Origin of the sequence: Flavobacterium soyae, assembly GCF_045348165.1 — a bacterium.
Taxonomy (GTDB): Bacteria; Bacteroidota; Bacteroidia; order Flavobacteriales; family Flavobacteriaceae; genus Flavobacterium; species Flavobacterium soyae.
In genome coordinates this window covers 4,724,741-4,749,468 of sequence record NZ_CP150845.1, presented here as the reverse complement: position 1 = coordinate 4,749,468, position 24,728 = coordinate 4,724,741, and the positions used below count along the sequence as shown (strand labels likewise).

Here is a 24,728-nt window from a genome sequence, read left to right as displayed (position 1 = left end):
GATTGCCATAAAAACTTGTTGAAGAAACAATAACGGTCAAAATAATTTCACTGTCACAAACTTGTTTTCTAACATGACCTACATGATTAACTCCTTGTAAAATATCATCTATTAAACAAAAAAATGATATGATTTTGTCTTTGCAAAGCATTGTTGAGGCTTATTTGTTGGCAAAACAAATTTATTAAACTGCTGCTTTGTTTTTTTATCATATTAAACCAGCAACTTGAATTAATTACTCAACGCATCTGATATTCTGCATGAAATACGTGTTGGGCTGGTACGTTTTGCCATTAAGTTCAGACACTAATTCTTTTTTTACAATATAATCTTCAACGTCAGTCAGGTATTTAATTCGCATAATTAAAACAGGCGAAGTTTTCAGATCTTCATAATTGTCTTTCATAAACATGAAAATTCCGGTATTTACGCGGTTATCAAAACCTTTGTCGTCGCGAATTAAAGTTCCGCAGTTTTCCTGATTGATATGAAGAAGAGTTACAATTTTTCCATTTTCTAATTGTAAATAAACTTTAGAATTTTTATCAAAACAATTTGCTTTCAGGAAATCTTTGCTTTTTTGAATAAGTTGTAAATTTAAAGTTGGTAAACCGTCAGTCTGCGCAAGCGAAAAGAAAACATAACTAAAAGTTCCGCCAAAGTTTTTCTCGCTTATCAAATATTCGTTAGTTACTTTATAAGTTCCAATCGAGTCTGTTACATTTGTGCTGTATTCACAAGGTTTTTGGGCAAATGCTGTAAAGGTTAATAAAAAAAGAGTTAGAGTAATTAGTTGTTTCATTTTTAGTTTATTTTTCTGCAAATTAAAACTATTTTGCTTTCATTTTTATCAGTTGTAAAAAAACAATAAACATTTCCTCCATTTTTTATTTTCCATTTCTTTCGAATATTTTCTACAGTTTCCGGAAAGTTGCGGGTTGTAACGTTTGCCTGCTGATTTAACAGCTCCAATTTCATTTCATTTTTACTGTATGAAATTACTTTTTCGATTTCAAAACGCCGTCCCGGAAAATCAATTAAATCTTCTGAAGTATATAAATGAGAATGTTTATGCAGTTTATTGATTTGGAATGCTGTACTCACTTCATCAAAACCGCCCGATTTCATAATTGCCGAATTAGGTTCGTAAAGATATTTTTGAGGAAGGTTGTATGATGGTAATTGAGTTTCGTTACCTAAAACAAACTCAAAAGTTTCAATTTTATCTTTTAAGATATTGGCAGTTTTCAAAGTTATTTCACCCAAATTCTCTTTATGAATTTCAAAAAGCAATTCCTTAACCTCATTTTCGAGCGCGATAATATGAATGTTTTTTACAAATTTCAATTCAGATAAACCAGCAGAAATGTCTAATAAAGGCGCGGTTTTAATTAAAATTGAATCGGCCTTTTCAAAATAAAAATCTAAAGATTCGGGAACATTTGGCAGACAGTCTTTCAGCATAAAAACTTTGCCTTTTGCATCATTTCTTCTCGAAGGATCAATGTAAATCCAGTCCCATTTCTGGTTTAGATCCTTTAAAACATTTGCAGAATCATTGGCATAAAAATGGCAGTTTTCAACGCCTAATTGTTTGAAATTATGCTTTACAATTGCAGATAAATCTTCATTTATTTCGCAATGCGTAATAGTTTTAAATTGTTTGGAAAAATAATAATCATCAACACCAAAACCTCCTGTAAGATCAATTAAACTTTCTCCGGAAATTAAAGAAGCTTTATAAGCCGCCGTTTTTTCAGAAGAAGTCTGCTCGACAGAAATTTTACTCGGATAAATAATGTTTTCTGCAGCAAACCAGACTGGTAATTTGTCTTTAGCTTTTGCCTTAGCTTCGATTTGGTTTAAAATTAAAATCCATTCAACCTCTGGAAAAGGATTTTTTTGAAGTGCTAATTTTGTTATGGATTCACTGCTATTCAGCGTTATAAAATCTTGAATATTTTTACTTAAAATAGAAGTGTTCAAAGTTAAATTCTTTCGGTTAAAACAGATATAATTTTGTTATCAGGAAAAAATTCTTTTAAAATTACTTTTATCATTGTAAAAAGCGGAACAGCGATAATCATTCCAACGATTCCAAAGGTAATGCCGCTAATTAAAGTAATAAGGAATATTTCCAGCGGATGCGAATTTACACTTTTTGATGAAATTATAGGCTGGCTGATATTATTATCAATTGCCTGAACCAGTAAAAATCCAATAACGACATAAATAGTAGTTGGTAAAATTTCAGACCTAAAATCCTGTCCAATTAAGCTGATCATAGTTAAAAGCGCAGCTAAAGTCGTTCCAATAATAGGCCCGATATAGGGAATAATATTTAAGACAGCACATAAAAACGCAATTACAAAAGCATTTTCGTTTCCAAAAATCATCAAAACAATCAGATAAAGAATAAAGACAACCGTAAGTTGAAGTAAAAGCCCAATAAAATAACGGGTTAACATATGGTTTATCTTGGTAATAGAATTTAATATTTTGTCTTCATTTGAATCCGGAAGTAATTTTCTGGCCGTAGATTTAAAATCATCCTGATCTTTAATAAAGAAAAAAGTAATAAAAAATACCGAAACCAATCCCATTCCCATATCAGCCATAAAGTTCAAAATAGAATTGATGAAGCCGGTAAAATAACTAAAATTCAACATCGAAGTGACTTTTGAATCCCTAAGGACTTTATTTAAATCAAAATGCTGAATATTAAAGTACGTTTCAATGCTTTGTTCAGTTTCCATAAACTGGGACTGAAGCTGTTTGGTATCTAAAAGCGATAAGTTGTTTGCCTGAGAAATGATTAACGGAACAAACAAAAGGATAAAACCAACCATTAATAAAATAAAAATAACGATAGCAGTTGTCGCAGCAAGCGAATCTTTGAATTTTAATTTATTTTTTAAAAACAAAACCAGCGGATTTGATATTAGACACAATATCAAAGAAATACATAAATAAACAATTACAGTTTGTATTTCGTATAGAAAGTATAAAACAATACCAATTATTAATATTGTAGCTAATGCCCGTAAGATTCCGTTAGAAATAATTTTTGACGTTATCATATTTTAATTTTAGACCATAAAAATAGGAAAAAGCTTTTAAAACTTTTGTATTTAACAAAAAAAAAGCGAGATGAAAACATCTCGCTTTTGTAAGTTATTTCTTTGAGTACAATCAAAGGCTTAAGGCTGTCCAAAAGAAAATCTTGCACCTCCGCTTACGAAGATAGCAGCCATTCTGCTTTTTTGTCCGTTAGAGAACATGTACATTGCATTATCATCAGTATAATCCATGTAGTTCATTGTCATTTCTACTGGAGTACCAGAACAAGTACTATAGTGTGGATATGCAGGAACACCGTAATTTGGCTCGTTATGAGTTGGAGTATCAGAAACTAAATCGCTACCGCAAGTTGCATCTCCCCAAATGTGACGTAAGTTCATCCAGTGACCAACTTCGTGAGTACCAGTTCTTCCTAAATTGTAAGGGGCATTTGCAGCTCCTGAAAGACCAAAATATTTAGAGTCGATTACAACTCCATCAGTTGCAGAAGCACCTCCTGGAAATTGTGCATATCCTAAAATTCCACCGCCAATAGTACAAGCCCATAGGTTTAGTTTAGTTGTTGGCGAAGTTGGAGCCAGACCACCTTTTGATGTTTTTTTCATTGCATCGGCTGTTCCCCAAGAAGTTTTAGTTGTAGATTTTCTAATAACCTGATCTAAAACAAATGTAATTCCAACGTTAGCTTTTACACCTGCAAAAAGTGCTGGTACGCTGTTAAAATCAGAGTTTTGCGCATTGAAATCTTTGTTTAGAACATCAATTTGAGATTGAATTTGCGCATTTGAGATATTCTCTGCACTTGTTCTGTACAAAACGTTTACCACAACAGGAATTTCAATTTTACCATTTACAAGTTTACCCGTAAGTAAAGTTTTGTTTGTAAAAGCTTCAATTTCGTTCATTCTAATAGCCAATGTAGGGTCAGCTTTTAATTGAGCTTCTAACACGTCCTGAGTTGCACAAGAACGAAGTGTTGTTTTTGCAGCCGCAGCTTCTGAACCGCTTGCGTCAGCAGATTGATCGTTTTGACAAGAAAACAGCACTAATGCTGTAAATGCAGTAATAATAACCTTTTTCATAATAATAGGGGGTTTTGTTATAAAATAATAGTTTTGGTTAACCAGTTCGCAATTTTATAACAAAAACACTTTGTGACCAAATTTTTATATTAATTTATTTACGTTTTTTTAACAATCCCTTATATAGTCTAGTTCCTACAAAAAAGTTAAAATTATTTTTATGATGTAAATTCTTATTTATTGATGTTTTGGGAGCAAAAAAACTATATTTAGATTTAAATTTAACCTTTAGGTAACTTGTTTGTTTGTGTTTTAACATTTTCCTTGCATTTTCTACTTTTTTAGAAAATATTAGCTTTTTATGTTAAAGACTGCAAAGAAGTAATTTCGTATAAGGCTATACTTGCTGCCTGCACAACATTCATGCTGGAATTTTTTCCAAACATATTTATGTGTACAATTTGATCACAAATTTTTAAAAGTTCATCAGAAATTCCATCAATTTCACTTCCTATCAAAAGTGCTGTTTTTTTATTCGGAATCACAACTTCTCTTAGAGGTTTGCTATTGCTTGTAATTTCTAAAGCAATAACTTCGAAATTGTTTTGCTGTAAATAGTCAATTAATTGAGCTGTTTCTTCGATAATTTGATGTGGTACATGAAGATGCGTACTGCGGGAAGTTTTGTTGATTTTTCTTGGCGTAAGCGGAATATCTTTTCCAAGAAAAATAATATTTTCGACACCAAAAGCTTCAGAAATTCTAAAAAGCGAACCAATATTCTGCTGAAAATAAATATGATCGCAAACCAAGGTTATTGGAAATATTTTTCTCTCAAATTGATTTTCTTCGTGAGTAAGCTGCACTTTTTAAAATTTAATTGGTAAAAATATAATTGATAATGTTTGCACCCATTTTTAAAGCTTTGTCGCGAACATTTGCCGGATCATTATGAACTTCAGGATCTTCCCAGCCGTCGCCTAAATCGCATTCGTAAGTATATAATAAAACCAGTTTGTTTTCTACGAAAATTCCAAACGCCTGCGGACGGGTTCCGTCGTGTTCGTGAATTTTAGGCAATCCGTTTGGGAAAGGAAAAGGTTTTTGAAAAATAGGATGATTTGCCGGAATTTCAACTAAATTATTATTAGGAAATATCTTTTTGATTTCTTTTCGAATGTATTGATCCATACCGTAATTATCATCGATATGAAGAAAACCTCCCCCGTATAAATAATTTCTAAGATTTGTAATATCAGAATCGCTGAAAACAACATTTCCGTGCCCGGTCATGTGCACAAACGGGTACGAAAGCAAATCAGGATTGCTTGGTTCAACTGTCGAAGGTTTTGCTTTTATTCTGGTATTGATAGTCGAATTGCAAAAACGAATTAAATTGGGCAACGATGTTGGGTTTGCATACCAATCGCCGCCGCCGCTGTATTTAAGCAAAGCAATTTCCTGAGAAAAGGATGAAATTGAAAAAAGTAATAATAAGTAAAATATTTTTTTCATAATAATTTTAAATTGCCTGTTATTCGGCTTTTTTGTCATCCTGAGGAACGAAGGATCGCACAAGAAACTCCGCACAGAAAGTCGTCAATCTGTGTCGATCAACTAGTGCGATCCTTCGTTCCTCAGGATGACAAGATTGTCTTTAATTAGGCACTTCATTAAAAAATACAACACTATGGCAAGCTACAACTGCAGCAGTTTCTGTTCGCAAACGTGTATTCCCTAAAGTTACCGGCTGATATTTGTTTTCAATGGCCAAAGCTATTTCTTTTTCAGAAAAATCTCCTTCGGGACCTATTAATAAAGTTACATCTTCATTTGGTTTTAAAGTTTCCTTCAAAGATTTTTTATCTGTTTCTTCACAATGTGCAATAAATTGTAAACCCTGATTTTTTTGTTTCATGAATTCTTTAAACGAAATGGCATCATTCAGTTTAGGAAAATAAGTTTCATTAGATTGTTTCATTGCCGATAAAATAATCTTTTCAAAGCGTTCCAAATTAATTACTTTTCGTTCAGAACGATCACAGATTATTGGTGTAATTTCCTGAATTCCAATTTCTGTAGCTTTTTCTAAGAACCATTCAAAACGATCGTTCATTTTGGTTGGCGCAACGGCTAAATGCAGGCGAAATTTTGGTTCAGGAGATTTTTTTATAGAACGAACGTTCACAATACATTTGTTGTCTGAAGCCAATGTAATTTCAGTTTCAAACAATAAACCTAAACCATTTGTAACATGTAAAATATCCGAATCTTTCTTTCGTAAAACTTTTATAATATGTCGGCTTTCTTCTTTATCAAAAGAAAAACTTTCGGTTGTTTCGTCAATATCCGGATTGTAAAATAACTGCATAATTAAAATTGAATTCGTGCTTTAGAAACCACCGCAGAAGTTTCAAAGCGACTTGATAAATATTTTTGATAGCCTACAATTCCAATCATTGCCGCATTATCTGTAGTATATTCGAATTTCGGAATAAAAGTTTTCCAGCCATATTTGGCTTCGCTTTCCTTTAATGTAGTTCTGATTCCTGAATTTGCCGAAACTCCTCCGCCAATGGCAATTTGTTTAATTCCGGTTTCTTTGACAGCAAGTTTTAGTTTGTCCATCAAAATTTCTATAATCGTATGCTGAATAGAAGCACAAATATCATTTAGGTTATCATCAATAAAATTTGGGTTCTCCAGTTTATTTTTCTGGATAAAATACAAAATAGCTGTTTTTAATCCCGAAAAACTAAAATCTAATCCCGGAACTTTTGGTTTTGTAAAAGTAAAAGCTTTCGGATTTCCTTCTTTCGCATATTTATCAATCAAAGGTCCGCCTGGGTAGGGAAGCCCTAATATTTTTGCACTCTTATCAAAAGCTTCTCCAACAGCATCATCGGTTGTTTCGCCAATAATTTCCATATCAAAAAAGCTGTTTACTTTTACAATTTGAGTATGCCCTCCGCTGATGGTTAGAGCTAAAAAAGGAAACTCAGGTTTATCGTAGCCTTCTTCATCAATAAAATGGGCTAAAATATGGGCATGCATATGGTTTACAGCAATTAACGGAATATTTAATGCTAATGCTAATGATTTACTGAAAGAACTTCCTACTAACAATGACCCCATTAAGCCGGGACCTTGCGTAAAGGCAATGGCAGTTAGCTGTTCTTTTTGTACATTTGCTTTACGAAGTGCTGCGTCGATTACAGGAACTATATTTTGCTGATGGGCTCTTGAAGCTAGCTCAGGAACTACACCGCCATATTGATTGTGAATTAATTGATTGGCCACAACATTTGAGAGAACTTTATCGTTATGTAAAACTGCGGCGGCAGTATCATCGCATGAACTTTCGATGGCAAGAATAAAAACCTCTGAATTTTGCATATAAAGGCACGAATTTTGAATTATATTTGACAAATCAAATTTTGAATTGCTTTGATTTGAAGCAGAGCCCCAAAATTAAAGAATTTTTATCAAAACAGCCGACCTTTGTCTGTTCAAATTAAATTAAAACAAAATCTATAATAATACCAGATTATCAAAAGAGTTAAGAAAATAGTATCCAGAACCCTGATTGGCTTAATTTTACTTTTGCTGGTACTTGCTATCACTCTTTCTCTGCCTGTCGTGCAGACAAAAATTGCAAAATATCTTACCGAAACTTTAAATACTGATTTTAAAACCAACATTAGTGTTGATAAAGTTGCTATTAATATTTTTGGCGGTGTAAAGCTTAAAAAAGCCCTGGTTTTAGATCATCACAAAAAAACGATGATTTACTCTGATATTATTACGACTGATATTTTAAGCATAAAAAGACTTATTGACGGCGATTTACTTTTTGGGGACCTTCGTTTAACAGGTATGATTTTTAATCTAAAAACCTATAAAAACGAAGACGAAAACAATATTAATAAGTTTATTAAATTGTTTGAAACCAAAGAAGAAAAGAAAAAAACTACCAAACATTTTCTTTTTACTGCCAAAAATGCCTATATCACAAATGGAAATTTTTCGGTTGTGGATGAAAATAAAAGAAACCCGGAATTTTTAGATTTTAAGAAACTGAACGCTTACATCAGCGATTTTAAATTGTATGGGCCTGATGTAAATACTACAATTCACAGGTTTTCATTTTTAGATCACCGTGGTTTGTATGTTACTAATTTTGCTGGGAAATTCAGCTATACTAAGAAGCAGATTAAAGTCGAAAATTTAGCGATTAAAACCAAAAGATCGTGGATTTACGGAAAAGCGATTTTGAATTATAAAATCAAAGATTTTCTTGATTTTACTGATAAAGTGCAGTTTAATGTTGCATTAGATTCTTCTTCGATTGCTTCAAACGATATTCGTTATTTTTATGACGGCTTAGGAAAAAATCAGCATTTTAAAGTTAGGACCAAAATAAAAGGAACTTTAAACAACCTGAATCTAAACCGTCTTAGACTTACCGATGCAAACGGTTCGAAAATTTTTGGAACAATCAATTTTAGAAACCTTTTGGGATCAAAAGAACAAAAGTTTTTTATGGACGGAAAGTTCGATAAATTGATTTCAAGTTATGATAATCTTGTCGTTTTACTGCCGGGTGTTTTGGGTAAAAAACTTCCGAAAGAATTGAAAAGAATTGGGAAATTTAATATTGTGGGGAGAGCTAAAGTCTCGACAACAGCTTTGGAAACCGATTTTAAAATGGCAACTGATTTAGGAAACGGTAAAGTCGATCTTCATATGAATAATATGGATTTCATCGACAAGGCTTCTTATTCCGGAAATATCGTTCTGGATAATTTTAATATTGGAGCCTTACTAAACCGAAAAGATATTGGTAAAACAACTTTAAATGTTGATGTTGACGGTGTTGGTTTTTCCGAAAAATATTTGAACACTATTATAAAAGGAGATATTGCCAAGTTAGATTACAATAAATATACCTATAGTAATATTGTTGTAAATGGTAATTTCAAGCTTCCTTATTATAAAGGGCAGATCTCTGTAAATGACCCAAATTTGAGCATGATATTTGACGGTTTGGTTGATTTAAGCAAAAGAGAAAGCCGTTATGATTTTCATATCAATGTCGAAAACTCTGATTTGAGAAAACTGAAATTCATAAGCGATTCTATTTCGCATTTTAAAGGTGATGCCGTTGTTCAGCTGACAGGAAATTCGATCGAAAACCTTCAGGGTGATATTTTAATTAAAGATGCAGAATATCAAAATCCAAAAGCAACTTATGTTTTTGATGAAGTAAAAGTTAGTTCAAATTTTGATGCTGACAGACTTCGTACCATAACTGTTAATTCATCAGATATTGTTGAAGGAAAAATTGTGGGGAAATTTCAGTTTGCGCAATTGGATAAATTGGTCATGAATTCTGTTGGAAGTCTCTATACCAATTATAAGCCTTTTAAAGTTAAAAAAGGACAGTTCCTGCGTTTTAATTTTCATGTATATAATAAGGTAGTCGAAATGCTGTATCCTGAAATGAAAATCGATTCGAGTACAGTAGTTCGCGGAAAAATAGATTCGGATTTGCAGGAATTTAAATTCGGATTCAGGTCAAAACAAATCAGCGCGGCCAAAAATACTTTTGATAACATCAGAATCAGCATTGACAATAAAAATCCGCTTTATAATGCTTTTATTGAGTTAGACAGTATAAAAACGCCGTATTATAAAATACGGGATTTCAATTTAATCAATGTAACATCAAAAGATACTTTGTTTGTACGTTCTGAGTTTAAAGGCGGTGACCAAGGACAGGATTATTTCAATCTCGATTTGTTTCATACTATTGATAAAAACAAAAATAATATAGTTGGGATCAAGAAATCTGAAATGAAGTTTAAAGACTATTTATGGTATTTAAACGAAGATGCGAAGAAAGATAATCAGATTGTTTTTGATCAGTATTTTAAAAACTTCACAATAAATAATATTGTATTGTCGCACGAAAATCAGAAAATTGATTTAAACGGTGTCATCAAAGGAAAAGACTATAAAGATGTCGTCCTCAATTTTGAAGATGTAGATATCAATAAGATAACACCTTTTAATTCGAAATTTGTTTTCAACGGAAACTTAAACGGAAACATAAATTATAAGCAGAATAAAGATGTTTTTCAGCCCACGGCAAGTATTGTAGTAGATCATCTTAATTTAAATAAAGTTGATTTAGGAACTTTAAATTTTGATATTTCGGGAGATCAGAGTTTTAAAAAGTTTACCATAAACTCTTCGATTGTAAATGGCTTTGCAGAGTCGTTTAAGGCAGACGGTACTTTTACTGTCGAAAATAAAGAGACATTCCTGGATTTAAACTTAAAGCTAGAAGGATTTAATCTGGCAACTTTAGGAACTGTCGGCGGTGATGTTTTGTCAAATGTAAGGGGGTCTATTTCTGGAAATGCAGCAGTTGTAGGGAATTTGAAGAAACCGGAAATCAACGGACGTTTATATGCTGAAAAAGCCGGAATGACAATTCCGTACCTCAATACAGATTATGTGTTAAGCGACAGAACGGTTATTGACTTAACCGATGAAAAATTCCTGTTTAGAAATAATCAGTTAACCGATACAAAATTTGGAACAAAAGGATTGTTGAACGGAACTATTGAACATCATAATTTTGGAGACTGGAAATTAGATTTAACCATAACTTCAAAACGATTATTGGCACTTGATACTAAAGACAGCGAAGATGCTGCCTATTTTGGAACGGCATTTATAAACGGAACGGCAAGCATAAAAGGTCCAACAGAAAGTTTATTTATTAAGGTTGATGCAAAATCTGAAAAGGGAACCGAAGTTAAAATTCCTATCAGCAACGTACAAAATTCAAGTGAAAGTAACTGGATTCATTTTGTGACGCCAAAAGAGAAATATAATTTATCTAAAGGGATTGTAGAAAAAACAAGAAATTATAACGGACTTGAATTAGAGTTTGATTTTGATATTACGCCAGATGCCGAGGTTGAAGTAATTCTTGATCGAAATTCCGGTCACGGTATGAAAGGAAAAGGATACGGATCGTTGTTGTTTAAAATCAATACGCTGGGTAAATTTAATATGTGGGGAGATTTCCAGGCATACGAAGGAACGTATAATTTTAAATATGGAGGTTTAATCGATAAAAAGTTTGCAGTTAAAAAAGGAGGTTCGATTATTTGGGAAGGAAACCCAATGAAAGCACAGCTGAATTTAGAGGCAGTTTACAAAACTTCAGCAAATCCTGCGGTATTATTAGACAATTCATCTTTCAATAAAAAAGTTCCAGTAGAAGTAGTAATTGGATTAAGAGGAGATTTAACAAGCCCGGACCCTAATTTTGATATTCAGTTTCCATCGGTAAGTAATGTTTTAAAATCTGAGATACAATATAAGTTAGACGATAAAGATGTTCGCCAGACACAAGCCTTGTATTTATTGTCGACCGGTTCATTTATGAGTCAGGACGGATTTAATCAAAGCGATCTATCAGGAACATTTGCAGAAACGGCCGCAAGTTTATTGGGAGGGATTATAAAATCAGATAATGACCTTATTAATATAGATTTGAATTTTATATCGGCAGACAGAAGAATAGGGCAGGAAGCCGACGGGCAGTTTGTAGCCAATATTTCATCACAGATTAATGAACGAATTTCTATTAACGGTAAAGTAGGTGTTCCTGTTGGAGGGGTAAATGAATCTGCTATTGTTGGAGATATTGAAATTTTATACAGGGTAAATGAAGACGGATCTATGAACCTTCGTTTATTTAATAAAGAAAATGATATTAATTATATAGGACAAGGAATTGGTTATACGCAAGGAGTTGGTATTTCTTATGAAGTCGATTTTGATACTTTCAGCGAGCTGGTCAATAAACTATTTAAAAGCCATAAACTCGAAAGAGCTATAAAAAGCTCAGATGATTTTCAGGATTCTAATTTAAATCCAGATTTTATTAACTTCAATAACAATAAAAAAGAAGCTGAAAAAAATAAAAAGAAATCTGAAAAAGAAAAAGAAGAGGAGAATAAGCCAAAACCTCAAAGTAATAATGAAGGTTTAATTCCTGACAACGATTTCTAACACATTGTTAAAAAAGAATATAAAAAAACCATTCGCAGCGACGAATGGTTTTTTTATGCCTAACTTTAAGGCCTTTGTTATTTTTTGCTAAAGTATTGTTCTTAATATTTTTATAACACTTCATTCAGGTATTGTTATTTTTAAAGAATTAATTAAAAAATGGGGTATTTATTATTTTAAATGAAATTTTTGGTATCAAAAAACTTATTAACGAAAACGTTTGAATTTAACATATTTTACTAATTTATTATAAACATAACCTGAAAAGTGCTGAATGTTTGCTAAATTTACAACTTTAATACTTAAATAATGTCAAAAACAATAAAAAAAGTAGGTGTTCTTACCTCAGGAGGAGACTCACCAGGAATGAATGCCGCAATACGATCAGTTGTTCGAACATGTGCTTATCATAATATAGAATGCATAGGAATTTATAGAGGGTATCAAGGAATGATAGAAGGCGATTTTAAAGAAATGGGCCCTCGAAGCGTTAACAATATTGTAAATAAAGGAGGAACGATCTTAAAATCGGCTCGTTCTGTTGATTTTAGAACACCAGAAGGTAGAAAAAAAGCCCACGAAAACCTTTTAAAAGCCGGAATTGATGCTTTGGTAGTTATTGGCGGCGACGGAAGTTTTACCGGAGGATTGATTTTTAACTCAGAATATAATTTCCCTGTTATGGGAATTCCAGGTACAATTGATAATGATATTTATGGTACAAGTTTCACATTAGGTTATGACACTGCTTTAAATACTGTTGTTGACTGTATTGATAAAATTAGAGATACTGCAAGTTCACATAACCGTTTATTCTTTGTAGAGGTTATGGGTAGAGATGCAGGTCACATTGCACTTAACGCCGGAATTGGTGCAGGTGCAGAAGAAATTCTTATTCCTGAAGAAGATTTAGGTCTTGACAGACTGCTGGACTCTCTTCAAAAAAGTAAAGCTTCAGGAAAATCATCAAGTATAGTTGTTATCGCCGAAGGAGATAAAATTGGTAAAAACGTATTCGAATTAAAAGATTACGTTGAAGCTAATTTACCTGAATACGACGTAAGAGTATCTGTTTTAGGACACATGCAGCGTGGTGGTTCACCATCTTGTTTTGATCGTGTTTTAGCAAGTCGTCTTGGTGTAAAAGCAGTAGAGTCTTTGATTGAAGGAAAATCTAACTATATGGTTGGACTTAAGGAAGATAAAGTTATTTTAACTCCGCTTGAGCAGGCAATTAAAGGTAAATCTGAAATTGATAGAGAATTATTGAGAGTGTCAGACATCATGTCGACATAATTATATAAGATAAAAGTTTAAAAGAGAAGAAGTTTATTGTGAGGAAATTAGACTTTGAATTAGTATAATAAAAACAAAAGCAAAAATTTAGTAAAATGTCAAAAGTAAAATTAGGAATAAACGGATTTGGACGTATTGGAAGAATCGTTTTTAGAGAGTCTTTCAATAGAGATAATGTAGAAGTTGTAGCAATCAACGATTTATTAGACGTAGATCACTTAGCTTACTTATTAAAATATGATTCAGTTCACGGTCGTTTCAACGGAACTGTAGAAGTAAAAGAAGGAAAACTTTATGTAAACGGAAGAAATATCCGTATCACTGCAGAAAGAAACCCTGCTGACTTAAAATGGAATGAAGTTGATGTTGATGTAGTAGCAGAATGTACTGGTATCTTCACAACTATCGAAACTGCAAGCGAGCACTTAAAAGGAGGAGCTAAAAAAGTTATTATTTCTGCTCCATCTGCAGATGCTCCAATGTTTGTAATGGGAGTTAACCACGAAACTGCAAAAGCTTCTGATTTAGTAGTTTCTAACGCTTCTTGTACTACAAACTGTTTAGCTCCATTAGCTAAAGTTATCCACGATAATTTTGAAATCGTTGAAGGTTTAATGACAACTGTTCACGCAACTACTTCAACTCAAATGACTGCTGACGGACCTTCTAGAAAAGACTGGAGAGGTGGACGTGCAGCTGCAATTAACATCATTCCTTCTTCAACAGGTGCTGCAAAAGCAGTTGGAAAAGTTATCCCTTCTTTGAATGGAAAATTAACTGGAATGTCTTTCCGTGTTCCTACTGCTGACGTTTCTGTAGTAGATTTAACTGTAAAAGTTGCTAAAGAAACTACTTACGAAGAAATTCTGGCGGTATTGAAAAAAGCTTCAGAAAACGAATTAAAAGGTATCTTAGGATATACTGAAGATGCTGTTGTTTCTCAGGACTTTATTTCTGATAAAAGAACTTCAATCGTTGATGCTACCGCAGGAATTGGTTTAAATTCAACTTTCTTCAAATTAGTATCTTGGTATGATAACGAGTATGGATACTCAAGCAAATTGATCGATTTATCTGTGCATATTGCAGGTTTAAAATAATATTCTATATTTTTACAAAATCCCGTTATCACCAAGTAACGGGATTTTCTTATTTTGTTACGTCTTTAATTAATGTAAAAAATACACTTATTGAGGAAAAACTAATCCAAAAAACAAAAAAAATGAAATTAATAGTTGATAGTGGATCTACTAAAGCCGATTGGATTGCAATTGATGATAATGGAAAAGTATTATTCACCACACAAACATTAGGATTAAATCCTGAAATTCTTGACGGACCGGAAATTATCGCAAGATTAAATGATCGTTTTGATATTTTACAAAATAAAAAAAATGCAACACATTTGTTCTTTTACGGGGCAGGTTGTGGAACAGACAGAATGAAAAAGGCTTTAAAGCAAATCTTTCAGGAGTATTTTACTAACGCTATTGTTGATGTTCAGGAAGATACTTATGCAGCTGTTTATGCTACAACTCCAAAAGGAGAAGAAGCAATCGTATCTATCTTAGGAACTGGCTCAAACTGCAGTTATTTTGATGGAAAAGTATTGCACCAAAAAGTTCAGTCATTAGGATATATCGTAATGGATGACTGCAGCGGAAACGTTTTTGGAAAAGAATTAATCAGAAAATACTATTTTAATAAAATGCCAAAGGAATTAGCGGTAGAGCTTGAAAAAGAATACGACGTTGACCCTGACTTTATTAAAAATAAATTATATAAAGAACCAAACCCAAATGCTTATTTAGCAACTTTTGCTAAGTTTTTAATTAAACATAAAGACACAGAATTCTGCAGAAAAATTATTTTCAAAGGAATGAAATCTTTCGTTAAAAACTATATCAAACAGTTTGATAACTGTAAAGAAGTTCCCGTGCATTTTGTTGGTTCTATAGCATTTTATCTTAAAGATGAATTACAGGAAACTTTTGATAAATACGAGCTTAAATTAGGAAATGTGTTAAGAAGACCAATCGATGGTTTAATTGCTTACCATGTCGCTAATCAATAATTAAATTTATGGAAATAGCTATAATAGCACACGATGGAAAGAAGGCAGATATGGTCCAGTTTTTAAATAAAAACAAAACACTTCTTCTTCAGGAAAATATTAAACTTATCGCAACAGGAACTACCGGAAGTAAAGCTGTAAATGCTGGTTTTAAAGTACGAAGAATGCTTTCCGGGCCTATGGGAGGTGATGCACAAATTGCTGCAAGGGTAGCCGAAGGGAAAACTCAAATGGTTTTCTTTTTTAAAGATCCGCTGGCGAGCCATGCCCATGAAGTCGATATTAATATGTTAATTCGTGTTTGTGATGTACATAATGTGCCTTTAGCAACAAATGAAGCTTCTGCACAATTATTGTTAAATGCAGTTGCATTGCAATTATAGAAAATCCTTTTTTTAATATAATGTATAAGACCGCTGCGTAATGTGCTGCGGTTTTTTTATTTTTTATATAGTGTATTTAAATTTAAAGCAAGAAAGTTGGTCTTTTTTGAATTTTTGTTTCTAAGTAGTTGGTTTACATTGTTTTAATGTGAGAATAATCTTTTTTTATGTAAATTTGGTAATAATTTTATTATAAATTCATGAAAAAAATCATTGAAATCGCGATTATTGCTCATGATAATAAAAAAGCCGATATGGTTCAGTTTTTAATTAAAAACCAAATCATTTTGCAGAGCGAGAGAGTAAAACTTGTTGCGACAGGACCATTGGGAAGAAATGCAGAAAATTCAGGCTTAAAAGTGACTAAGTTACTGCCTTGTTCTATGGGTGGAGATGCCCAAATAGCTGCCAGAGTAGCGGAGAGTAAAATTAAGATGGTGCTCTTTTTTAAAGATCCCCTTGTAAATCACGCACATGAAGTTGATATCAATATGCTTGTTCGAATTTGTGATGTACATAATGTGCCGCTGGGTACAAATGAAGCAACGGCACAATTATTATTAGATGCTATTGCACAGCAATTATAGAAATCTCAACATTTACATTTTTTGGCAGACATGCCACCTGAACTGTTTCACGAGCCGGAGCGGTTTTTTCGTTAAAATAAGAACTATAAATAGTGTTAATAGCACCAAAATTGTTCATATCCATGATGAAGATTGTAGCTTTCACAACATTTTCAAAAGTCATATCAGCAGCTTCTAAAATAGCAGCAATATTCTCCATTACCTGAGTAGTTTCATTACTGATAGTATCAGTTACAAGTTCTCCAGAAGCCGGATTTATAGCAATCTGGCCAGAAGCATAAAGTGTATTTCCAGATAGCACTGCCTGGTTATATGGGCCAATAGGGGTTGGAGCCTTTTCTGTAAAGATTATTTTTTTCATAATAAATTATTTTAAGTCGACGAATTATCGATTTGAAGCGCTTCGTTTATTCCATTTAATGTCACTCAGCATACCAGATTTAATTCCAATGAAGAAATTCCAGTTAGCATTTGCTCCCATCGGATTCCAGTTAAAAGCCATTCTCCAGCTTAACAAATCTCGCTCAAAACGGAATTGAGTAAAAGTAACCCCTTTTTGAACAAAATCAAAACCGGTAGAAACCCCGCCTTTCCATTTAGGAGTAATATCCATATTGGCAGAAATCATAATTGAGTTACCTGTAATTTTGCTTTCGCGATTTGTATTTGAATAAGTAAGCGAATATGCCATTGTCATATCCCAGGGAATTTTTGAACTAAAAAACTCGCTTACAGCATCTTCATCGCGTTCCGGTTCATTGGCAAACTGGCTGTTTCGGCTGTCATTTAAGTCCGTGTTTGTTCCAAATAAATCGTCATTACGACCTCCATTCCGCTGGCTTTGTGTGTTTTTTTCTTTTCCGGTTCCCTTATTCGAGAAAGAATAGTTCATGGTAAGGTTTGCACTTGTCATTCTAAACAAACTTCCGCCATTATCAATATTATACTTGTTTATAACATTTCCTGCATTGTCTATAGCATAAGGATTTAAAACTGCCCCAAAATTGACATTCATTTTATTGTCAAAAAATTGTGTTCCCCCGCTTACTACAATTGGCTGCCAGGCTAAAGTTTTTTTTCCGTCTGCACTAAAATTATAACTTGTATTGAAGTTTAAATTGTTTAGCAGCATTATTTTCTTAGGTTCTGTCTTGGTGCTGTCCTTGTCCCTTACTTTGGCTTCAAAAGTGTTGCTTAATGAAAACCCTACAATGTTTGAATTACTTTGACCGGGCGCGCCATAAATACCATTTGCAAATCGCGAGTATTCATCGGTCGAAATTTTACCAGATGCATCAACCGTATAATGCTCATAATATTGGTCAAAACTTGGCGTATAAGAATACGTAAGGCTCGGCCTCATAACATGGCGGATAGACTGTATTCTTTTATCTTCTCCAAAATTAAATGTACCGTAAATAGTAGTTCCTAAATTAGTACTTAAATTATAAGTTCTGTAAGAGTCAAAACCATTTACAGTTTTATCTGCAACTTGTCCTTTGCTTTCGTCAAAACCTTTCTCAATAGTTTTTGTTACCCAGGTTTCCTGATAGTTTGTTGATGCCCCGGCACTAAAATATTTAAATATTTTGAAGTTCGTACTTATAGGAATAGAGTGCTGCATACCAATTTGTGCGTCTCTAAACATTTGAGGCTTAAAAAATAAGGAATCGTAGGTAACGAAATTATTTTTACCTGTTACATTGTATTGTAAGTTAATGTTTTTAATAAAACCTTTTTTAACCCCGTCTTTTCCAACAAATGGATAAATACGATCAATACTTCCCTGAAGGTTAGGAAGTGTCATAAGGATTTGCTCTGTCTGCGTATTTTGCTGATGCGTTGCAGACAGCGAAATACGAGAACCGGGAATGGTATTAAAAGTTTTGTTGTATGAAATCGAAGAGCTTAATGTATTATTTAAATTAGACCCAACGTTTGCCTGATTAATAGATTGTTTAAAGTACTTACTGCTCCCCATGTTTACAGATGCACTAAAACTCGAATTAGGATTAGATTTTGAGTCTTTAGAGTGAGACCACTGAATGTTGTAAATATTTTGTTTTGAATAATCAGGATAACCTCTTTCACTGCTAATTAAATTCTCAAATCGAATATTAACATTTCCTCTATATTTATATCGGGTTGCATAAGCAGATTCAAAACGCATGGCGTAACTGCCATTAGTATAATAATCTCCTAAAACAGTTAAGTCATAATTGTCGCTTAAAGCAAAATAATACCCCCCATTTTGTAAAGAGAAACCTCTCGTATTCGAATCGTTATAACTTGGAATAATAATACCTGAAACGCTTTTTTCCTGACTTAACGGAAAATAACCATAAGGTAATGCCAAAGGAGTAGGCACATCGGCAATAACCATTTGAGTTAAGCCAGTAACAATTTTTTTTCCGGGAACAAATTTTATTTTGCTGGTTCTAAAATAGTATTCCGGATTGTCTATATCCTGAGCCGTTGTTATACGCGCCTCTTTTAAGTAATAAACAGAGTCATTTTCTTTTTTGGTAACTGCAGCTTTAATATTTAATTCGCCTTGTTTTGTTCTTGAATTATAAATTAATGCTTTTTTTGTTTTAAAGTTAAAGCGGATAGAATCAGGCTGAACTTCACTCGAACCTTGTTTAAAATTTGGGAACTGAACTAAGACTCCGGCAGAATCTTTAATCCTTCCGGCGTATACTTCATCTTTTTCATAATTCAGAACAATTATACCAGATTTTAGTTCAACATCTTTATAGTATAATTCAGCTTCGTTGTATAAAGTAATCAGTTTTTTCTTTTGGTCGATTTTTGCGTAATCTTTTGCTTTATACCTAACTTTTCCGTCTAAAAAAGTCTTGGCAGGCCTGACAGTATCAAGTTTTATAGTGTCATTAGGAATAATTTGAGGCTTATCTGTTTGTTTTGCAGCTTGTAAAGGCTTTTTATTAGATTTTATCTCTTGCGAATATAAATTACCACATCCTATCGTTAGGAAAAATGATATTAAAACGATATTAAATAAGTTTGTCTGCAAAGGTTTAAATACTATTTTTGTAAAATTATGGCTTGTTTTTTGACATGTCAAACTTACATATAATTTTTTGGCAAAAATAATCAATTGTAAAAATTATAACAGCTGCGTTTTATTAAAATTAACTTTTAGATTTATGAATAGATTAAACAAAATTAAGGTAATCTTTACTTTTTTTCTAACAATAGCGTCATTCTGCGCATACAGTCAAGCAAATGTTTTTAAAGTAACACTTGATGCTGGTCATGGAGATCACGACTTTGGTGCGGTTTACAGCGGCCGGATTGAAAAAAATATTGCCTTAGCTATTGTTTTAAAAGTGGGGAAGATTTTAGAACTTAATCCTAATGTAAATGTAATTTATACTCGTAAAACAGACGTTTTTATTGATTTGGTTGAAAGAGCCAATATTGCAAACAGAGCAAATTCAAACATATTCGTTTCTATACACTGTAACGCCAATAAAAATACAGCTGCAGACGGTACAGAAACCTATGTAATGGGTTTAAGTAAAGTTGCATCAAATCTTGAAGCTGCAAAAAAAGAGAACTCGGTAATTACTTTAGAGAAAGACTATAAACGTAAATATGAAGGTTTCGATCCAAATTCTCCAGAATCTATGATTGGAATGACTTTAATGCAGGAAGAATACCTTGATAATAGTATTTCGCTGGCAAGTAAAATTGAAGATAATTTTGAAAGACTTGGAAAAAAAATCAGACAAGGCGGTGTAAAACAAGCACCATTTATGGTACTTCATAAAGCTTATATGCCAAGAGTATTAGTCGAAACCGGATTTGTTTCTAACCCGGCTGAAGGAAATATTTTAAATTCTGAAGAAGGTCAGGATGATATCGCAAAAGCAATTGCAGAAGCTATTTTGAGCTACAAAAGAGAATACTTTGGTTCAGGAACTCCGGAAGCAATAGAAGCTAAACCTGTAAAAGATACTTCGACCCCAAAGAAAACTAAAGTTGTAGAAACACCCGCAGCCCCAAAAGGAACATTCTTTAAGGTACAGCTTATTGCAAGTATCAAAAAAACACCATTAGAACCTAAAAACTTTAAAGGACTAAAAAATGTAACTATGATCTACGAAAACAATATTTATAAATATTTCTATCAGGAAACAGCCGATTATGAAGCTGCCAAAAAATATCTGGAAGAAGCTAAAAATAAAGGATATGGTGCTGCATATTTGATTGCAACTAAAGACGGAGAAAAAATCAGTATTCAGGATGCTGTTAAATAATCGTCACAAGTTCGAATATTTATACTAATTTTGTAACAAAACACTTAGAATTTTGAAACTAACAAGAGAAATTAAAACGGCTGTATTAGTCATAGCGTCTATTTTATTATTTATTTGGGGCTACAGTTTTTTAAAAGGAAAAGACCTTTTTACTAATTATAAAACATTATATGCTGAATATGATAATGTTGAAGAACTGGCACAATCAGCACCGGTTACCATAAACGGACTTGTAGTTGGTAAGGTAAATAAAATTACAATCAATGAAACAACAGGAAAATTATTAGTTGAACTTCAATTAAAAACAGATTTTCCTATTTCTAAAACAAGTAAAGCATCTTTATATTCTGCCAGTTTAATAGGAGGAAAGCAAATTGCCATCATTCCAAATTTAGCAGATAAAGAACCAGCAGAAGACGGGCAGACCCTTCCGTCTGAAGTTAAACTGGGATTAACAGAATCTTTAGGAGGTAAAATCGAACCAATTACTATAAAATTGGATAAAATGCTCTTGAATATTGATAATCTGGTTACCGGATTAAACAATGTTTTAGATAAAAAAACACAAGAAGATTTAAAGAAAACTTTAGCAGAACTGAGCCAGACAATGGAGCAGTTTCATAGAGCTTCAGGAAGTATCAATACTATTTTAGATACTAACAAAGGCCAGATAAACGGAGTTGTGACAAACTTTAATAAAATGTCAAGCAACTTTAATAAAATATCTGATTCTTTAAATAAAGCCGATCTTGGAAAAACAGTTCGTAATCTAAACCAGACATTAGCAAAAGTCGATGGTATTATGGCTAATTTAAATTCCGGAAAAGGATCAGCAGGTAAACTATTAAACGACGACGCACTTTATAACAACCTTGAAAAAACTTCAAAAGAACTTGAATTGTTATTACAAGATGTTCGTCTGTATCCAACGCGTTATGTAAATGTTTCTCTTTTTGGAAAAAAGAACAAACCTTATGTAGCACCTGCGGGAGAAACAAATTCAACTGATAAAAAATAATTGTAATGAGTTATTTAGATAATATTTTATTCGCCATACTTCTCGTCGTAGGTTTTGGTTTTTTTACAGCGAGCGTAAAAAAAATCATCCGCAACATTAATTTAGGAGTAGACGTAGATAGAAAAGATAATCCTAAAGCTCGTTGGAAAAACATGGCTTTGATTGCTCTTGGACAGTCAAAAATGGTGAGACGCCCTGTTGCCGGAATACTTCATATTTTTGTATATGTTGGTTTTATTATAATCAACATCGAATTACTCGAAATCATTATTGATGGGTTAGCAGGAACGCATAGAATTTTTGCACCTTATCTGGGTGTAGTTTATGATGTTTTAATTGCTTCATTCGAGATATTGGCAATACTTGTAATTTTTGCGGTTACAGTTTTCTGGCTTAGAAGAAATTTTATCAGATTGAAACGTTTTATACATTCTGATTTAAAAGGATTTCCTAAAAGCGATGCAAACTACATTTTGTATTTCGAGACCGTTTTAATGATCTTGTTTTTACTAATGAATGCTTCTGACTTGCATTTGCAAAATGTTCCGGGAGCAGTTTTTCATAAAGCAGGGGCTTTTCCGGTAAGTCAGTTTATTGCTCCAATTTTTAATGGTCTTTCAAACGAATTGGTAGTACTGTTGTTTGAAATATTTTGGTGGCTGCATATCGCTGGTATTTTGGTTTTTATGAACTATTTATACTTCTCAAAACATTTACATATACTATTAGCGTTCCCAAATACGTATTTTGCCAATTTAAAACCAGAAGGTCAGTTTGATAATTTAGAATCAGTAACAAAAGAAGTGAAGCTGATGATGGACCCAAATGCAGATCCTTTTGCGGCTGCTCCGGCTGATGAAAATGCAGTTCCGTCTAAATTTGGAGCAAGCGATGTTCAGGATTTAAACTGGGTACAGCTTTTAAACGCTTATACTTGTACAGAATGCGGCCGTTGTACGTCTTCATGTCCGGCAAACCAAACGGGTAAAAAATTGTCTCCGCGTAAAATTATGATGGACACAAGAGATCGTTTAACCGAAGTTGGAAAAAATATAGATGCCAATAAAGGTGTTTTTGTTCCGGATAATAAAACATTATTAAATGATTACATTACGCCAGAAGAATTATGGGCTTGTACGTCTTGTAATGCTTGTGTGGAAGAATGTCCTGTAAATATTAGTCCGTTGTCTATTATTATGGATATGCGTCGTTATTTAGTAATGGAACAGAGTGCTGCACCAATGTCACTGAATGCAATGATGACCAATATTGAAAATAATGGTGCGCCATGGCAGTACAGCCAGCAGGACCGATTGAATTGGAAAAACGAAAATTAAAAATATAGTTTAATCGGTTAATCGTCAATTCGTTTAATCGTTCTTAGGATACGATCAACTTGCCGATTAAACAATTAAACAAATCAACGATTAAACAAAAAGAGATGTCAGAAAGTTTAGTAGTGCCAACAATGGCAGAAATGCTAGCCCAGGGAACACAGCCAGAAGTTTTATTTTGGGTAGGTTGCGCAGGGAGTTTTGATGATAGAGCAAAAAAAATCACAAAGGCTTTTGTACGCATTTTAAATCGTACAAATGTTTCTTTTGCAGTATTAGGTACAGAAGAGAGTTGTACTGGTGATCCTGCAAAAAGAGCCGGAAATGAATTTTTGTTTCAAATGCAGGCCATGATGAATATCGAGGTTTTAAATGCTTATGAAGCAAAAAAAATCGTTACAGCTTGTCCGCATTGTTTTAATACCTTAAAAAATGAATATCCTGAATTAGGAGGAAACTATGAAGTCATTCATCATACAGAATTCCTGAAATCATTAATTGATGACGGAAGACTTACGGTTGAAGGCGGGCAGTTTAAAGGAAAGAAAATTACTTTCCATGATCCTTGTTATTTAGGAAGAGCCAATAAAGTATACGAAGCACCAAGAGATTTAATCCAAAAGTTAGACGTTGAATTAGTCGAAATGAAACGTTCTAAAGCAAATGGATTATGCTGTGGAGCAGGCGGCGCGCAGATGTTTAAAGATGCTGAACCAGGAAACAAAGAAGTAAACGTTCTGCGCACAGAAGATGCTTTAGAAGTTCAGCCGGATATTATCGCTGCCGGATGTCCTTTCTGCAACACGATGTTAACCGATGGAATTAAACATGCTCATAAAGAGGGTGAGGTAAAAGTAATGGACGTTGCCGAGTTAATTGCGAATGCGCAAGATCTTTAGTTTTTAAGGTTCAAAGAGGCAAAGGCGCAAAGGGACAAAGTTTTTCAACGTGAAACTTTAAACCTGAAACTTAAAAAAAATCTAAAATAAACAATCAACAATCTAAAATTAAAAAATGTATATACCTTTTGAAAATTTACCTGGTGAATCTAGAGTTTGGATTTACCAATCGAACAGAAAATTTTCTGAGGAAGAGTTTTCTGAAATCGAAACAGATTTAAAAGCTTTTGTAGAAGAATGGGCTGCACATGGAACAAGTCTTGAAGCTTCATTTTTGCTTAAATACAATCGCTTTATAATATTAGCCGTAAATCAGGATGTTCAGGCTGCTACAGGCTGTTCTATTGATAGTTCGGTAGAATTTATTCAAGGTTTGGAGAAAAAGTACAATGTCGATTTATTAGACAAAATGAACGTTACTTTTAAACTTGGAGAACATATTGCACACAAACCATTAATTGATTTCAAGAAAATGGTAAAAGATAAATCAGTTTCTGAGAATACAATTGTTTTCAATAATCTGGTAAACAATATCGAAGAATTCAATGAATCCTGGGAAGTTCCTGCTGCCGACAGCTGGCACAGCAGATTTTTCTAAGAGAAATTTATAATATATTTGAAAAGGCATGAAATTTTAGATTTTATGCCTTTTTT

General features: G+C 33.1%; 21 protein-coding genes. 11 read left to right on the top strand and 10 right to left on the bottom strand.

Annotated features, from left to right (window positions below; all coding sequences use genetic code 11):
• Positions 1–235: 235 nt before the first annotated feature.
• From AABD74_RS19605 to tsaD, 8 genes are all read right to left on the bottom strand, one after another.
• The gene (locus AABD74_RS19605; protein ID WP_406844011.1) at positions 236–802 is read right to left on the bottom strand and encodes a hypothetical protein; all 567 of its coding nucleotides are present in this window, start codon (positions 800–802) and stop codon (positions 236–238) included.
• 2 nt (positions 803–804) lie between these two features.
• The gene (locus AABD74_RS19600) at positions 805–1,986 is read right to left on the bottom strand and encodes a THUMP-like domain-containing protein (RefSeq protein ID WP_406844010.1); all 1,182 of its coding nucleotides are present in this window, start codon (positions 1,984–1,986) and stop codon (positions 805–807) included.
• Between the two features lie 2 nt (positions 1,987–1,988).
• Positions 1,989–3,080: an AI-2E family transporter gene (locus tag AABD74_RS19595; protein ID WP_232682265.1), complete on the bottom strand. Its 1,092-nt coding sequence runs from the start codon at positions 3,078–3,080 to the stop codon at positions 1,989–1,991.
• 120 nt (positions 3,081–3,200) lie between these two features.
• The gene (locus AABD74_RS19590; protein WP_406844009.1) at positions 3,201–4,163 is read right to left on the bottom strand and encodes a zinc metalloprotease; all 963 of its coding nucleotides are present in this window, start codon (positions 4,161–4,163) and stop codon (positions 3,201–3,203) included.
• A gap of 299 nt (positions 4,164–4,462) precedes the next feature.
• Positions 4,463–4,969, bottom strand: coding sequence for a TrmH family RNA methyltransferase (locus AABD74_RS19585; RefSeq protein WP_232682267.1), 507 nt, complete (start codon positions 4,967–4,969; stop codon positions 4,463–4,465).
• A gap of 10 nt (positions 4,970–4,979) precedes the next feature.
• Positions 4,980–5,618 (bottom strand): DUF4159 domain-containing protein, encoded by a 639-nt coding sequence (locus AABD74_RS19580; protein ID WP_232682268.1) that lies wholly within the window; start codon positions 5,616–5,618, stop codon positions 4,980–4,982.
• A gap of 142 nt (positions 5,619–5,760) precedes the next feature.
• On the bottom strand, positions 5,761–6,474 hold the full coding sequence (locus AABD74_RS19575; RefSeq protein ID WP_406844008.1) for a 16S rRNA (uracil(1498)-N(3))-methyltransferase: 714 nt from the start codon (positions 6,472–6,474) through the stop codon (positions 5,761–5,763).
• Between the two features lie 2 nt (positions 6,475–6,476).
• Positions 6,477–7,499, bottom strand: a complete 1,023-nt coding sequence (tsaD, locus tag AABD74_RS19570) for a tRNA (adenosine(37)-N6)-threonylcarbamoyltransferase complex transferase subunit TsaD (RefSeq protein WP_406844007.1) — start codon at positions 7,497–7,499, stop codon at positions 6,477–6,479.
• A gap of 207 nt (positions 7,500–7,706) precedes the next feature.
• Between tsaD and AABD74_RS19565 the strand changes: the two genes are divergently transcribed.
• From AABD74_RS19565 to AABD74_RS19540, 6 genes are all read left to right on the top strand, one after another.
• Positions 7,707–12,197, top strand: a complete 4,491-nt coding sequence (locus tag AABD74_RS19565) for a translocation/assembly module TamB domain-containing protein (protein ID WP_406844006.1) — start codon at positions 7,707–7,709, stop codon at positions 12,195–12,197.
• A 309-nt stretch (positions 12,198–12,506) separates the two neighbouring features.
• Positions 12,507–13,493: a 6-phosphofructokinase gene (gene pfkA / locus AABD74_RS19560; RefSeq protein WP_053470187.1), complete on the top strand. Its 987-nt coding sequence runs from the start codon at positions 12,507–12,509 to the stop codon at positions 13,491–13,493.
• Positions 13,494–13,588: 95 nt separating this feature from the next.
• On the top strand, positions 13,589–14,593 hold the full coding sequence (gap, locus tag AABD74_RS19555) for a type I glyceraldehyde-3-phosphate dehydrogenase (protein ID WP_073416488.1): 1,005 nt from the start codon (positions 13,589–13,591) through the stop codon (positions 14,591–14,593).
• A gap of 122 nt (positions 14,594–14,715) precedes the next feature.
• Positions 14,716–15,567 (top strand): N-acetylglucosamine kinase, encoded by an 852-nt coding sequence (locus tag AABD74_RS19550; protein WP_232682272.1) that lies wholly within the window; start codon positions 14,716–14,718, stop codon positions 15,565–15,567.
• 8 nt (positions 15,568–15,575) lie between these two features.
• Positions 15,576–15,950 (top strand): methylglyoxal synthase, encoded by a 375-nt coding sequence (locus AABD74_RS19545; protein WP_232682273.1) that lies wholly within the window; start codon positions 15,576–15,578, stop codon positions 15,948–15,950.
• A gap of 212 nt (positions 15,951–16,162) precedes the next feature.
• Positions 16,163–16,537 carry a methylglyoxal synthase gene (locus AABD74_RS19540; RefSeq protein ID WP_232682315.1) on the top strand — a complete coding sequence of 125 codons (375 nt, stop codon included), beginning with the start codon at positions 16,163–16,165 and terminating at the stop codon, positions 16,535–16,537.
• Here the strand turns inward: AABD74_RS19540 and AABD74_RS19535 are convergent.
• A complete protein-coding gene (locus AABD74_RS19535) occupies positions 16,518–16,898 on the bottom strand; it encodes a Rid family detoxifying hydrolase (RefSeq protein WP_406844005.1) in 381 nt (126 codons plus the stop codon). The two genes, AABD74_RS19540 and AABD74_RS19535, sit on opposite strands and share 20 nt — an antisense overlap.
• Positions 16,899–16,922: 24 nt before the next feature.
• The gene (locus AABD74_RS19530; protein ID WP_406844004.1) at positions 16,923–19,625 is read right to left on the bottom strand and encodes a putative LPS assembly protein LptD; all 2,703 of its coding nucleotides are present in this window, start codon (positions 19,623–19,625) and stop codon (positions 16,923–16,925) included.
• Positions 19,626–19,707: 82 nt separating this feature from the next.
• On the opposite strand from AABD74_RS19530, the gene AABD74_RS19525 reads away from it, so the two are divergent.
• The 5 genes from AABD74_RS19525 to AABD74_RS19505 all read left to right on the top strand — a co-directional run bounded on the left by AABD74_RS19525 (position 19,708) and on the right by AABD74_RS19505 (position 24,672).
• On the top strand, positions 19,708–20,823 hold the full coding sequence (locus tag AABD74_RS19525; RefSeq protein WP_232682276.1) for an N-acetylmuramoyl-L-alanine amidase: 1,116 nt from the start codon (positions 19,708–19,710) through the stop codon (positions 20,821–20,823).
• A 52-nt stretch (positions 20,824–20,875) separates the two neighbouring features.
• Positions 20,876–21,841 carry an MlaD family protein gene (locus AABD74_RS19520; protein ID WP_232682277.1) on the top strand — a complete coding sequence of 322 codons (966 nt, stop codon included), beginning with the start codon at positions 20,876–20,878 and terminating at the stop codon, positions 21,839–21,841.
• 5 nt (positions 21,842–21,846) lie between these two features.
• Positions 21,847–23,178, top strand: a complete 1,332-nt coding sequence (locus tag AABD74_RS19515) for a 4Fe-4S dicluster domain-containing protein (RefSeq protein WP_406844003.1) — start codon at positions 21,847–21,849, stop codon at positions 23,176–23,178.
• Between the two features lie 104 nt (positions 23,179–23,282).
• Entirely contained in the window at positions 23,283–24,074 is a 792-nt protein-coding gene (locus AABD74_RS19510; protein ID WP_053470181.1) for a (Fe-S)-binding protein, read from the top strand.
• A gap of 115 nt (positions 24,075–24,189) precedes the next feature.
• Positions 24,190–24,672, top strand: coding sequence for a hypothetical protein (locus AABD74_RS19505; RefSeq protein ID WP_031455874.1), 483 nt, complete (start codon positions 24,190–24,192; stop codon positions 24,670–24,672).
• Positions 24,673–24,728: the final 56 nt, after the last annotated feature.